Source organism: Paenibacillus sp. R14(2021) (assembly GCF_019431355.1).
Classification (GTDB): Bacteria; Bacillota; Bacilli; order Paenibacillales; family Paenibacillaceae; genus Paenibacillus_Z.
This window is the reverse complement of sequence record NZ_CP080269.1, coordinates 784,070-798,785: the sequence shown is the minus strand read 5'-3', so window position 1 is coordinate 798,785 and position 14,716 is coordinate 784,070. Positions and strand designations below refer to the sequence as shown.

General features: G+C 50.2%; 8 protein-coding genes. 2 read left to right on the top strand and 6 right to left on the bottom strand.

Features of this window, described 5'->3' with window-relative positions:
• Positions 1–250 precede the first annotated feature (250 nt).
• Positions 251–4,399 (top strand): S8 family serine peptidase, encoded by a 4,149-nt coding sequence (locus tag KXU80_RS28270; protein ID WP_219836998.1) that lies wholly within the window; start codon positions 251–253, stop codon positions 4,397–4,399.
• A 367-nt stretch (positions 4,400–4,766) separates the two neighbouring features.
• Here KXU80_RS28270 and KXU80_RS04000 read toward each other — a convergent pair whose 3' ends face one another.
• Positions 4,767–6,569, bottom strand: coding sequence for an MBL fold metallo-hydrolase (locus tag KXU80_RS04000; protein ID WP_219836997.1), 1,803 nt, complete (start codon positions 6,567–6,569; stop codon positions 4,767–4,769).
• Positions 6,570–7,033: 464 nt separating this feature from the next.
• Positions 7,034–7,255: a LysM peptidoglycan-binding domain-containing protein gene (locus tag KXU80_RS03995; protein ID WP_219836996.1), complete on the bottom strand. Its 222-nt coding sequence runs from the start codon at positions 7,253–7,255 to the stop codon at positions 7,034–7,036.
• A gap of 163 nt (positions 7,256–7,418) precedes the next feature.
• Between KXU80_RS03995 and KXU80_RS03990 the strand changes: the two genes are divergently transcribed.
• The gene (locus KXU80_RS03990; protein WP_219836995.1) at positions 7,419–8,069 is read left to right on the top strand and encodes a DUF2238 domain-containing protein; all 651 of its coding nucleotides are present in this window, start codon (positions 7,419–7,421) and stop codon (positions 8,067–8,069) included.
• Positions 8,070–8,137: 68 nt separating this feature from the next.
• On the opposite strand, the gene KXU80_RS03985 is transcribed toward KXU80_RS03990, so the two are convergent.
• The 4 genes from KXU80_RS03985 to KXU80_RS03970 all read right to left on the bottom strand — a co-directional run bounded on the left by KXU80_RS03985 (position 8,138) and on the right by KXU80_RS03970 (position 14,644).
• Positions 8,138–9,763 carry a response regulator gene (locus tag KXU80_RS03985; protein WP_219836994.1) on the bottom strand — a complete coding sequence of 542 codons (1,626 nt, stop codon included), beginning with the start codon at positions 9,761–9,763 and terminating at the stop codon, positions 8,138–8,140.
• A gap of 15 nt (positions 9,764–9,778) precedes the next feature.
• The gene (locus tag KXU80_RS03980; RefSeq protein WP_258171237.1) at positions 9,779–11,569 is read right to left on the bottom strand and encodes a cache domain-containing sensor histidine kinase; all 1,791 of its coding nucleotides are present in this window, start codon (positions 11,567–11,569) and stop codon (positions 9,779–9,781) included.
• 12 nt (positions 11,570–11,581) lie between these two features.
• Complete coding sequence (locus KXU80_RS03975; RefSeq protein ID WP_258171236.1) at positions 11,582–12,709, bottom strand: ABC transporter substrate-binding protein; 1,128 nt, start codon at positions 12,707–12,709, stop codon at positions 11,582–11,584.
• A 192-nt stretch (positions 12,710–12,901) separates the two neighbouring features.
• On the bottom strand, positions 12,902–14,644 hold the full coding sequence (locus tag KXU80_RS03970; protein ID WP_219836992.1) for a family 43 glycosylhydrolase: 1,743 nt from the start codon (positions 14,642–14,644) through the stop codon (positions 12,902–12,904).
• Positions 14,645–14,716: the final 72 nt, after the last annotated feature.

Here is a 14,716-nt window from a genome sequence, read left to right as displayed (position 1 = left end):
GACCTGTGGGGCTTCAGAACAATAATATGTCGCAATGCGCACGATATGCTGAAAATCAATAGATCTGTGGCTTTGTTGCTGCTGGTCTCTTTTTGTTTTTAACATTTACTCTATATTTATATTAGAATTTTTAGACTATTTCGATTTTGGAAAAGGATTTTAAGGAATGTTAGCGAAATATTTAAAGAAATTGCCATGTCCATTTTTTTCAAGGAATGGTCACTTCTACTAATAGAAAGAAGGTATCCGATTGCAGAAATTTCTTAACAAAGCCATTCTCTCTGCAACAATGTCCACGGTTCTTCTGTTCCAGCCTTTCGCTGCGTATGCAGCTGGAAGCCAGCATTCAACGATTTCACCCCAACTGATCAGTAAGCTGCTCCAAAGTAAGCCGTCTGCAGCAGAGCTTCAATCCAATACGGGCCCGCTCATCTCTCCTCGTTTAAACACGACATCCGCCGATAAGGTGAAGGTCATCGTTCAAATGAAAGGAGCCACCATCTCCGAAGGGAATTATGCCACCAGGATGGGAGTCAATTCTTTTCATGCAGAAGCGACAGTAAGTGCCATTCAGAGTCAGCATACTAGTTTCATAGCCAGCGCTATGAATAGCGGTATTCCGATTCAAGTCACCTATCAGTACGACACGGTGCTTAACGGGATGGAAGTCGAATTGCCGGCCAATCAGATTCCGAAGCTGGCTAAGCTGCCTGGGGTAAAATCCATCTATGAGAACCGTACCTATTACTCGATCCCAGATGCGAAAGTGACACCGTCTGCCATCTCCCCCGACTGCAAATGCGATATCGACCCGCTCAATCAAATCGGCGTCCCAGCGGCTTGGGGCAAGGGACTTACCGGTAAGGGCATTAAAATTGGCGTCATTGATACTGGCGTGGATTACGTTCACCCGGATCTGAAGGATGCATACAAGGGTGGTCATGATTCGTTCTTCAATACGGACGATCCTTACGAAGAGATTCCTAATAAAGTTACAAAAAATGAAGGTACTCAGCATGGTACTCACGTATCCGGAACCATCGCCGGCCGAGGCGTGAACCCCTCATCCGACATCGTACAAAAAGGCGTGGCATACGAATCCGAGCTGCATGTGTATAAAGTACTTGGCTTTAACGCTGAAACCGGCAGATCCTCTGGTTCCACTGCACAGGTCATCGACGGGATTGAACATGCTGTTAAAGACCACATGGATGTGATCAACCTGTCGCTAGGCTCCGATGATGCCAAGGATAACTTCTCTCCGGATGCAATTGCGATAAATAATGCTGTGCTAGCTGGAGTCACTGCAGTTGTAGCTAGCGGTAACGCAGCCGATAGTGCCGAGTCTTATTATTATTCGATGGGTTCTCCGGCATCGAGCCAACTGGCGATTACGGTCGGCGCGGTGGACAGCGCGAGCACGGAATATACAGCTACCGTAACTGGTGCAGTGTACCAAGATGATGGGACGGCTATCGGCACTGTCTATCAAGATCAAGGCCTGAATGTAATGGGCTGGCGGACAGGCGAGGAGGATTTCCCTTCCATTTTAGGAACCGAAAAACAGGAAGCCGTATATGTCGGACTTGGCGCCGATAAAGATTATGCGAGCAAAGACGTCACAGGCAAAATCGCTTTCATCTCGCGCGGCTTACTTGCTTTCGTGGATAAGATTGCGATAGCAAAAGAGCACGGTGCCAAAGCCGTTGTTATCTTCAATGGCAATGCAACTACTACTGACCCAAAAACCGCAGAAGCCATTTTAAGCGAATCGATTGACGGTCGTGATTCATGGATTAACACCCCCTCCTTGGGAGACAGCTTAGGTTTCCTCCCTACCTTCGATATGGAAGGCAAGACAGGCCGAGCGATTGCCAAATTGGCGCAGTCAAACCCGGGCTCGACGATCAAACTTGCTTTTGGCACCGACTATCCTTCTGAATCCTTCACGGGTGATCACATGGCGACGTTCAGCTCGCGTGGACCAAACACGGATGGCAAACTTGGCATTAAGCCGGATTTGGCTGCACCAGGCGTTAATATTATGTCCACGTGGCCGGCTTATGGTAAGAACGATCCTACGATCTCTTATGCTGAAGCGTATGAGCGCATAAGCGGTACAAGTATGGCTACGCCTCATGTAGCTGGTCTGGCTCTTCTGCTGAAGCAAGAGCATCCGGAGTGGACGCCGTTCGAGATCCGTGCTGCTCTCGCGAATACAGCCGATGAAATCAGCGATGAGGACGGCATTCAATATGATGTCTACTCACAGGGTGCAGGACGCGTAAATATTGCAAAAGCGATCAATACACCTGCTGTTCTGGAGACAGTCGAAAGTTTGAAAATGCTCGATATCAACATGAACCCGCATGATGTTACGAACTATGGCGACAATGCCAGCTTCGGAATCATGAAGGCGGGTGATCCTGCCAAATCGATTACCCTGCAGGTTAACAATACATCTGCAGAAGAGGTAACGTATACGGCTGAGGTCGTGTTGCACGACGAAGTAACCTCAGATCCGTATCATCCAATCGGAACTCCTGAAGTAAGTAAAATCAGCGCGAGCTTGACTGGTCTGACGGACGGAACAGTAACCGCCGCTGCCTCAGAGAAAAAGACTTTCGCACTGGAAGTCGCACCCGCTGCAGATGCAGTTGATGGCGTGTATGAAGGGGATGTCGTCCTCAAGGCCGAAGGCAAGCCAACCCTCCACATTCCATTTGTCGTCCACGTCGGAACAGAGGTTCCGGACACCGGATTCACTGTTCAAGATATTCAGCTGTCAAGCCGGATTGTCTCTCCTGACGGTGACGGATTGAACGATACGATCGACGTGTCATTCAAGTTGGCTGCAGATGACATCAACCTTTATCTAATTGAAATCGACGATATGAATGATCAAGCCGTAGGATTCCTGCAGGCTGAGGGACCGTATGGCAAACCGCTCAAGCCTGGACGCTATTCGTATAAAGGCTTCGACGGCACCTACTCGTTAGATGCCGATCTTAATGAAAATCCAGGTACACTTAAAGATGGCACGTACTCCTTGGCTGTAGTAGCCTATAATTATGATCTTTCTAAAGATGCCGTCGTTCGCGGGGCTGTAGCCATCGAAACCTTCTCGGTTCAGCACAAGACAATATCTACCCCGCCGACATCTACGCCGCCAATCGTAACGCCGCCGCCAGCGCCGACTCCTACTTACGCGCTGACTGCTATTACGGGTCAAGGGCTTCAGTCCGTCACAGCGAAGTCAACAACGACAGCCGATGTGGCGACTGTCACAGATGAAGACCTGAAATCTGCTATTGGCAGCGGTACTGCACCGCTTGCGATCGTCGTTAACGTGGATGCTAAGGAAGGCAAGGCTTCCAAGCTGAGTCTGACAGCTGCACAACTTGCCCTATTGGCTGCAGCACCGCAAGGCAGCACGTTGTACCTGAACACGGGTGCTTCTGCTGTTGAGCTTCCACTCTCCCTACTGAAATCAGTACCAGCCGGCAGCGGCATTGAGCTTGTCATTAGCTCCGCTGCTGACCAAGCAGGCAAATTCGAAGCTGAAGGAAAAGGAACCTCCATCGTTGGCGTTCCGGTCTCATTCGAAGTCAATGTGGTGAACGGTACGTCCGTGAAACCTCTTGCCGTACCTGCAAACGTGTTCGTTAAGCGCTCGTTCACGCTCGACAAAGGGTTCCAGACTGATAAATCAGGTGTCTTGTTCATCGAGAATGGGAAGGTTGCTCCCGCTCCAGCTGTATTCACTTCGAATGCAGACGGCACGACCACGGTTGTTGTGAACCGTCCTGGATTCTCGGTATATGCCGCTGTTAAGCACGAGGCTGCATATAGCGACATTTCAACTTCTTGGGCACAATCTCGAATTCAAGCTCTCGCTGAGAAATTCCTGATTAATGGCACAACCAGCACGACCTTCTCACCGAAGAAATCCGTAACGCGTGCTGAATTCGCAGCCATGCTTACCCGCGGTTTGGGTCTAAGCGCAGCTGCACCATTGCCGTTCACGGACGTAGAATCCTCCGCTTGGTACTATAATTCGATCGGCTCTGCTTATGCCGCAGGACTGATCACCGGCTACGCGGACGATACATTCCGCCCGGATGGCATTATTAGCCGCCAAGAGCTCGCCGTTATGCTGACGAAGGCAAGTAAGCTACTGAGCCTTAAAGCCGACAATGGCGGTTCGCGTAATGCTTACAACGATGAAAGCAGTTTTGGTTCTTTCGCCAAAGACAGTATCGAATTCGTTACATCAGCTGGTCTGATGGAAGGTACTGAAATTGGCGGTTCCAAGCTGTTCAATCCATCCGCTCCAACAACGCGGGAAGCTGCTGCTACCGTTCTCTACAAGCTGCTGCAAGCCGGCAAGCTGATCTAACATAATCGGACGTTCTTTTTAAACAGCCCAAGAATGAAACGTTGACCCACAAGCTGGACACTTTTTCAAAAGTGTCCTTGCTTGTGGGTCTTTGATTTATCAGCTATTTAGTTCCGACTTACAGCCAATTGCTCCGAATTCCGAAATCGCTTCAGAAATCAGCTTGTTATCGAATTCACTGCGAGCGTACAAAACTAGTGCCGCTATACGTTCCGTAGTTGTTTCGATTGGCCTTGAAAAACAAATATCGTCATGCTCCCACGTTACTTTACCTAGCGCAGGATGAATAAGGAAAAATAATGGCTCCTTCGCTGCAGACATACACATGCAGACAACGAAGGAGCCTCCCCTATAATAGCGCTGTGATTTAATTGACCGTCACAAGTGCTTCCGCCTGCTGACCCAGCTTACGGTCGCCGATCGTGATATCGGCCGCGATCCGAGCTCGCTTCACGAGGCTGCCTTCGGGAGCCGTAAACGCAAACCGTACTGTTTCCACACTGCGAGGATTGATATACAGTTGGAGCTCCTTCGTGTCCGCGTTCCAGCCTGACGGTATAATTAGCCGAACGGTCACCTTCTCCTTGCTTGGAAACGGGTTTAGAACCTCCACCGTTACTTCGGTCGTCTTCCCGCCGCTTGTTTCAATCTGATAGGGTTTTATCCAGGCGCAGAAGCCTTCCGCTTGCAGATCAATCGTCTCGAGGGGCAATAACTCCTCGTGCAGCTGCTTTAAGCGTTCCCCGTCCCGCATCAGCTTATCGAAGTAACCTTCCTCCACCCATAGCGGATCCCAATGGCCGGAAATTATCGCATCCGGCTTCAGCTTTCCATACAACTCCGCGCTCCGTACATAATCATGCGTGCGGAACCGGTTTTGATAAACGTAATTGTTCAACTGCCCCTCGTTATTCTGCTGATCTCCGATTGCCAACACGCGTTTACCGTCGACTTCGAACGAGATGGCGACCGCATAGAGCGTATGCCCGGGTTGTTCGTAGACGCGAATGTCGTATTCCTCCCACGCAATCGACGTATCGAGCGGCAATCTGCGGTCTACCGGAATCGGATCATACCATAGGCAAGGTACGTTATAATGGGATGGATTTTCGAATAAAACAGCAAAATTATCGGCCACCCACGTCTCCGTCCCTTCCACATCGCGGAGAAGGTTACAACCGGCCACATGATCGTCATGATAATGCGTCGGTATGACCACATCGATCTTGGTGACGCCATATTGTTGTTTCAACCGTTCGATCGGCATAAGGGATGGCCGGCGCGATGCGCGATCCGCTCCTGCCGTGAAAATCTGATAGATGTTGGAATACCCATAATCAATGAGGAGCGCTTTGCCGCTCTTGGACAGGAGTACATAGGAATTGGCAAAGCTGCGGGCATTCCACAATAGATGAGGCGTGATTTCCCGGTATTCCGGTTCCTTGAAGTTCTCGTAATCCGAATATTGGCCGCGCAGCCGGAGCAGCTGCTCAAGCTTCTCTGTCAACGGGTCGATGGCGGAAGAGGGATGCACCATCCTTTCGCCGTGCGACGGAAGCAGCATGTCCAAGTCCATATTGCGCAGAATTGCCAAAGAACAGAGTGTGTGGATGACCCCTTCACAGCCGTTATACGACCATTGCGTCGCGGACATGGACCAGACCTTGCCCGGGCCGGCGATCAAATCCCCCGTAAATGCCATCAGCTTACCGTCGATCACGGCCGTTAGCGTAATCGATCCGGACGTATGCCCAGGCGTAGGAACAACGTTAAACGAATAACCGCCGAAATGGTGGTTAGCGTAATCCTTCAGCGTCCCGGCAATCGGAATGGGTTCGAGCACGGAGAATTTGTCCTGGCGTACATTGTAATTGACATAGATTTCACGGCCGTGCCAGTGAAGGTCGATATTCGCGAACAAATCCTGCTCGTGGTGAGGAACCCAGACGCGCGAGCCGGCCGCGACCGCTTTGTCGAGACCCTGGCCTTGATCCCGATGATGGTGCGTCATCAGCACATCCGATACCTTCTTGATGCCGATCGACGCCAGTAACTCGAGCACGGCTCCCGATCCGAAATCGATCAAGACCGCCTCGCTGCCGTTCTTAATGACATAGACGTGGCAAGTATCTTCGTAGCGGTATAGATGCTGAGAAATCTGCTCGAGCATGAGTTCTCCTCCTAGTCTATTCGTTTTTTTTGATTGGGGGCTGATGCTTCACCGTTCACGTCATGCCACTTCTGTGCCCATTCCATAAAATGTTAGCAGTATTTATTAAATACAGCAATGCGAATAAAGGCTTAAACGGTGAATTGCGCCAAAAAGCAATCCGAAGCTAAATGACAGTCAGTGTGCGATAGCTAGAAGGAGCGGTCTTCCGGATTCCTCCCCTGTATGTAACTGTAAATTCCGGGAATAGTGAAATGTAGATTTAAAGCAGTCCACGGTGTTATGTCTTCTGACCCGTTTCTCTGGAAAAGGCAAGAGCCGCTGCAACGGGGGGTTTCATCCATTTGCCCTCAAAAGCAGCCAACCGATGCTCCCCGTAGCTTTGAAGGTACGACCGCATCCCGGGTATATACCTTGTGAGATCGGTCGTTTTGTTTCCAACGGTTTACAGGATGCTGTCGTAACTACATCGCTTGGCCTTGATTCACTGGAGCCATCTCCGAATAGGTCTTTTGGCAAACCATGTTCGAAATGCGAGGCACATATACCATCTCCCCGGCTTTTAATTGGCTCGGGTTGGAAAGATGCGAATTAGCCTCCTCCAGAATCTGATGGGGAATGTTATATTTGTGACCTATTGCGGCTAGCGTGTCTCCCGGTTGCACTTGGTGCTGCGCGAATAACATGTCATCCGACTTTCCGTCTCTAAAGAAGGGAAAGAAAAACGGGGATAGTCATTTGGCTATATAGGATATCGCTTAAGGCATGGACGCGTTACAATTCGATTCAAAATGAAAACAAAAAACGGCGGGTTCTATACGGTTAGCCCAAAGGAGGCAGTGCGCAAACATGTCCTCACCAATACATGGTCATGTATTCCCTAAGCTTTTACTGGTCGGTTTCATTGCCGTTACGATTTGGTCGGTGATTCGGCCGGCTGATTACCCCATTTGGTTCGCCGAGGTTACTCCCGCAATCGTTATCGTCCTTGTTTTGACCGCAACTTTTCATAAATTCAGGTTCACCGGGTTATTTTACGGGTTGTTGCTTGTAAGCTTAGTCTGCATGTTGATTGGGGGCCACTACACCTATGAAAATGTACCTCTATTCAACTGGATTCGGACGTGGCTTCACTTAAAACGAAATGATTTCGACCGGATTGGCCATGTATTTCAAGGGATTATTTCGGCAATCGCTGCCAGAGAACTATTGCTTCGACTGTACATAATAAAGAGAGGTAAATGTCTGGCAGCAGTTTCCATTTCCTGCACACTTGCGGCAAGCAGCTTGTACGAAATTGCCGAATTCACGGCATATAAAACAATTGGCGGTGACGCCGACAAGTTTCTGGGCATGCAAGGCGACATATGGGATGCGCAATGGGATATGCTGTCCGCCCTATGCGGCGCCGTTTCCGGCCTTCTGCTTCTCAGTAAGCTTCATGACAAGAAGATAGGTGAGATCGATGAAGGCGGCATTTCGGAAGCAACGATCCGATAAGCAAAAGCAGCTATTCACACAAAAAACAGCCTACAAAAGCAGCAATCTGCTCTGCAGGCTGTTATGATTTATGCCTTTACCGCTCTTGCCTGTTCCCGATAATCGATCGGGGCAAGACCCGTAACGCTTTTGAATACGCGGTTGAAATGGCGGATATTTCCGAAGCCGGTGTTCTCGGCAATAATCGTCACCTTCTCATTAGATGCGACAAGACGCTTCTTCGCCTCAGAGACTCTAAGCTCTGTCCAGTATTCGACAAGCGAACGACCAGTCCGTTGCTTGAACAACGTCGACAGATAAGCAGGATTTAGATAGACCTGCTCCGCTACTTGCGTCAGTGACAGCGGCTCCTGATAGTGCTGGTTCACATAACGAATGACCTTCTCGATGGGATCATGATCGGATTTCCGCTGTCTGTTCGCAATACATTCGGCCAGCTTCTCCAGATGAGAGCTGCAGCAGTCGATTAGCTCCGTTCGGGAGTTCAACGAGCAAATCTCGAGCAGTACCGATTGGATCGTACGCTCGCCAAGCCAGCTTTGCGTAAGCTCCAGCTTCTCTGCTTCCTCATACCCATGAATAAGCACCTTGCAGATCTGCTGATGAATGACTTCTGGGCTTTTGGCTTGAGAGCAGAGAGCCGTAATGAAGGATGCCGTGTATTCTCTTGTCAGCTTCAGCTTCCCTTCCTGAATGGAGGACTCAAGCATTCCCAGCGGGAGCTCCAGCAGAGAACTCCAAGCTATCTCTTCCCCGCCTTCCTTAATCCTTGCATAGCTGATAATCCGGTCTCCTCCAACAATTAAGCGGTGGAGCTGGGCAATCTTCGCCTCCTGGAAGGACTGCGGAATTTCCTTCATCCCGTTAACGATTCTCCCAAGCCCAATCGTTACCGTTAATCTCGATAAGGAGATCATCCGCCTGCGGATCGTCTCCGACAGCTCGAGCAACGGGTCTCCTGCCTCTGGCTGGCCGGACAGATTAACAAGAGCGACAACCTCCGTCTCGGATAAAATAAACGAAAAGCCCTTTGCCCTCTGATCCAGAAGCTCCTGGATGATCTGTTGAATATACAGCTGGAATAAGCTTGGATCAGCTTTCTCGTACCGCTCCTTATCAAGCAGATCCTTATCCAGCTTAATGATCATGCAGGCAAAATACGGCTCTTGGAAGGTCACTCCTATTCTCGCAAGAAGTGCGAGATCGCCTTCGTTGACGTAGCCCTTAAGCAGTCCTGCCACCAGATGCTCGCTTACATGCTGGCGGATGACCCTCGCATCGGTCGGCTCCGATGTGTACAGCTCTGGGACCTGTTGGGACTTGGCAAGCTCCGTCTCCAGCTTGTTAAGCGTCTTGAACAGCTCCTCCCGCTCCACAGGCTTCATTAGATAATCCCGGACTCCGTGCCGAAGCGATTGCTGCAAATACGTAAATTCATCAAAGCCGCTAAGCACGATAACAAGCAGCTTCGGAAAACGCTCCTTCGCAATATGAATCAGCTGCAGTCCATCCATCCGAGGCATCCGGATATCCGTCAGAAGCAAATCGGGCTTTAGACTTTCCACCATTTCCAGCGCTTCATACCCGTCCTTTGCTTCGCCTGCAACCTGCCAGCTGCCGGAAGAGGACTCGATGATTTTGCGCAGCCCCTTGCGGAATATCGCTTCATCATCAACAATCAGAATGTTTGGCATTCGCCAGTCTCCTCACTATCCAGTCATAGAATAAGCGATAGGCATCGTCAAGATAACCTTCAATCCCTGAAACGGCATGCTCTCCAGCTGCAGACCGTATTGCTCGCCATAATGCAGCCGGATTCGTCGGTGCACGTTCATGAGGCCGTTACCGGAAGTACCTCCAAGATCATGAATTTTATCCAAGCGCTGACGCATAGCGTTAAGCTGATCACTCGTCATCCCGACTCCGTCATCCTCTATAACAACAAGCAGCATCCCATGCTCCTGATAGCAGGATAGTTGAATCCGGCCTCCGCCGATTCCTTTATCAAGCCCATGATTAATCGCATTCTCTACAATCGGCTGGATCATAAGCGGAATAACGGGACAGCTGTACAGCGATTCATCCACCTGGAGACGAAAATCTATCCGGTCGTCGTAACGCATTTTCTGGATGGTCATGTATCCCTTTACATGATCCAGCTCATCACGGAGCGTAACAATTTCCTTACGACCGCTTAATGAGTAACGGAGCAGGCGGCTTAAATTATTCGTTATCGTCACAATTTCCCGGTTCCCCTCCACTTCGGCATACATAGAGATGGAACCAAGCGTATTGTATAGAAAGTGCGGATTAATCTTGCTTTGCAGAGCAGCGATTTCGGCATTTTTTTCTCTAATTTCCGTTTCGTAAAGACGGTAGCCCAGCTCACTCAGATGGGACACCATCATGTTAAAGGCATTGCCCAGTTGGCCAACCTCATCCCATTGCTTGACAGGAAATGATACCTTTAGATCGCCGCGCTCCACCTTGCGCATGAGAGAACGCAGCATCCGGAGAGGACTTGTTATTCGAAACGCTATAAAGACCGACAGCAACACAGCCAGTCCAATACAAATGCCGCCGATCAGAGTAATGGAATTGCGGACGACCAGACTATCCTGCATTAATATCGAGACCGGCACCACACCAACCGTTGTCCAGCCCGTTACCTCGGAGTTCACATGAGCAACAAGCAGGCTTTTCCCGTCTACCTTGTGATGTGAGACGCCTTCCTGCGACAAGCCTTCAATGGCAGGATAAATGGCTGTCTTCTCCTTCCTCAGTACCAGATCTCCGGCACTGTCTGTCATATATAACGATTCCTTGCTGCCAAGACTGACCTGGGAGAGCAGCTTGCGCACAGCGGCAGGATCGATATCGATGACGATATACCCCAGCGTCTCCCCGCTGTCGAAGCTGCGCAGCTCCCGTGCGATCGAGAATACCTGATAGACCGTCCCGCTAGTTGACTTTACGTCATGGGTTGTAATAAAAGTCGGCTGCCCGAAACGTCCCTTTGCCTTCTCCAGCCATTCTGTATTGCCCCCAAGCTGATAAGTCGTCATATATTGGCTTTCCGGCAGCACGACATAAGAAGCGCCATGCTCGCCTAACAACGAAATGCCCATAATATCCACGCGACCGTTCAGAAACACCTTGGAGACGAAGCTGTTCAAATCATCGATCTCCTGGAGCGACAAAGCCTCCCCGGGCTGTCTCGTCGTTGCGAGAAAATCCAATATCTCCTGGTACTGATAAGGCATAAGCGATAGCCGGTTAAGCTCATTCATGTAGGTATCGATATTCAGCGTTACCTGCTTCAGCATCTGAAGCTGATACTTGCCGACCTGCTCCTCCATCTTGGAGGCAAAAATCGAAAACGACCATGCCCCGATCACACCGAGCGGGACAACAATCAGAAGCACGTTAACGAGAATAAGCTTGCGGGCGAGCGCCAGGTTTTTGAACCATTGCTGCAAGCGTCTTAATGTAGTCATCATCGCTCACCCCGCCTATTTCGATAGCTCAAGATTGATCTGCTTATCCGCTGCCTCAAGCACCTGCTCCGGTGTCTGCTGACCGTAAATCATCCGCTCAAACTGCCGGATAATGATTTCAATAAAGCTATGCTGTTTCGTCTGCTTTGGCCAGAACGCCACTGAATTGGCAGCTGCTGCATACTCGCTGCGATAATTAAGCGACTTGAACGCTTCCGTATCCATTACCGCGAGTACGCTTGGAACATGACCTGCTTCCGCCCATTTGGCGCCATGCTCGGCTAACCATTTCATAAAGACGATCGCCGCTTCCCGTTTCTTCTTCGGCATATCATGCTGCGACGGAATGGCCAGCGTATGGGAATCCGCCCATGCGGCAGGCTTGTCATAGATCGTGGGCAGCGGGACTACGCCGAAATGAAGCGAAGCATTCTTCTCCAGTGCGCCGGTTGCCCATACCCCCGAAATGAGAACAGCTGCTTTTCCTTCATTAAAAAGCTTAAAGGCATCCGGTATATTCGGCGGAATCAACTTGCTCTTGTACAGTCCTTCTATATAATTCAAAGCCTTGCGCGCAGCCGGATTGTTAAGAACGGCCTTCGTACCGTCTGCGTTATAGAACTTTCCACCGCCTTGAAGCTGGTTGTACAGACTCCACCACAGCCAGACCGCGTCAATACGGGTGCTTGGCTGGGCAAGCGGAGCGATACCACTTGGAACAGCCTGCCGGATTTGCTGCAGAAAATGGGTAAAGCCCGCTTCTCCGCCCTGAAGCACCGGCTTGCCCTCCGCGTCAAGAACTCCCGCCTGCTGCAGAAACGTCTTGTTGTAATACATGACAAGCATATGGGTATCAAGCGGCACTGCATACGGCTTGCCCTGGAAGGACACCGCCTTCACCCCTGCTTGGTTATATACCTTCCAATCCAGGCCCGCAATCTTCGCCGGACCGGATAAATCTTCAATGTAACCGTTCTGTACGAATTGGGGCAAAGAGCTTGCATGAATGATAGCAACATCAGGCGCATTACCGGACAGAATTGCCGTCCTTAACCTGGAATAATAGTCGTCCAGCCTCGAATTCATCTGGACGACCTGAATATCCTCGTGCTCTTGATTAAACTGATCAACCATTTCGGTCATAAATAAATTGTCTCCTCCGCTGAAGGGGGTCCAATAATTAAGCTGAATCGCGGATGCTTTGGGCTCAGCGGACACCGCTGTATCGGTATTGTTGCGGCTGCAGCCAGTCAAGGCAAGACTTGCCCCAATCATAGAAATTAAGCTTGATGTAATGAAGAAACGAAAGGACAAGCCTCTCATGACCAGCGCCCCCTATTGTGTAGAACTTCGCAAGATATCCATATAGTCGACATGCACCTCTGAAGTCGCATTCTCCAGTATAATGGCGTTCTTGCCCGCCTTCAATTGCAAGGTAACCGAATGAGTTTGGTAATTGTTGCGTTTTCCGTTTGGAAAAACAATACTACTCCCTTTGCTTCCAATTCCGTCTGCGCGAATTTGCAGCTCTGCATCGCTGCCCGAAAAATTTGCCGCAGCCAATCTGATCTCGTAGGCCCCGCTTACCGGCACCTGAATATTGGCAAACCGCAGGGCTTCGCCTTCTCCCGTCGCAATGACAACCTTACCTCCAGCTGACGAGAACAGATTCTCCTCGGCTTCGCCTTGCGTCCCTGCCGCAGCATACTCCGCTTCGTATCTAGGAAGCTCAATCGCTTCGATGCGGCCTTGCCCGCCATCCATAGTGATATGAATCTCGTTCATTCCTGCTGCAAGCGCGATGTCGGTATAAGCGTATCCGGCTCCTAGCACCTTAGGGAGCTCAGCATCTGCAGTTTGTTCACCGTTAACACTCACTTTGGCTCGAACCTTATCTTCCGTACCATTCTGATAATGAATAAGCAGAGGTGCCGTTGTTTGAATTGTAGAAGGAATCAGATCAAAGCTTACATCCGCTGATGCAGCGTCCGCCTTGAATACGCCTGTACCCGCAGGAACCTCAATTGCTGTATCCAGGCTTAACGGCTTGCCGATTTGCAGATTGCCGGCTTTGTCCCATACCAGCTTCTGCGCGCGTGCCTTGCGATTGCCCCAGCCATCCGTTGGAGCTGTTGTAGCATGATAGACGATCCACTGCTCTGTGCCGTCAGGTGAAGTAACGAAGGAATTATGGCCCGGACCATAAACGCCAGCGACTTCGTCCATCTTCAGAATCGGCTCTTGTGCCTTCGTCCAGTTCAAAGCGACGAGAGGATCTGCGCATTCCTTGAGCGTCAGCATGCCAAGCGCATAAAACGGCGTCCAACTGCCCGCTCCCGAATATACGATATGAACCTGGCCATTATGATGGAGAATCGAGTGTCCTTCATTAATAAATGGAGGACCTCCGGCTCTCTCCCATTCCAGATCAGGCTCGGAAAGCAGAACACGTGGACCGCTGATTGTCAGCGGATCGCTCATCGGTGCGATATACGTATTTTGCTGTATGTTGATATCGCTTTCCCAGCCGGACCATACAAAATAAAGCTTGTCGTTCAGTTCCATGGCAAGGCCGTCAATCGCCCATTTATTCGTGTCGTCGGTGATCTGACCTTTAAACGTATAGCTGCCCATCGGATCATCGGTATCCGCTTCTAGGACAAACATCCGGTGATTCTCGTTAAGACCGTCGTCAGCGGCGAAATAGATGTACCATTTGCCTTGCAGGAACTGCATTTCCGGCGCCCACAGCTCAGCCGAATAACGGGTTCCGATATCGGGATACCAGACCACCTTTCTTTCTGCCTGCTTGAAGTCCATGGTACGGGATTTCATCACCATGATATCCGCGCCGTTATGCGTAAAGGTCATATAATAGTAGCCGTCTTTGTAGATCACGCTTGGATCCGGCGTATCGATCTCGGCTAGCGTATTTTTGAACGTACCGCCATGCCCGTTGTAATGGGCTGTAATTTCCTTTTCGTCCTTCGCGGAATCTTTCAATACCCACACTCCTATAACAGCCGCCCCAACAAGCAGCACTGCTGCTGCCAGAACAGCCCAATGTTTCGGATTCAACTTCCGATGACCTCCTAAAAAAGAATGGCCGCACATAGGGCTAGTCTTCTGCCATACGCTGCCATTCTTAAA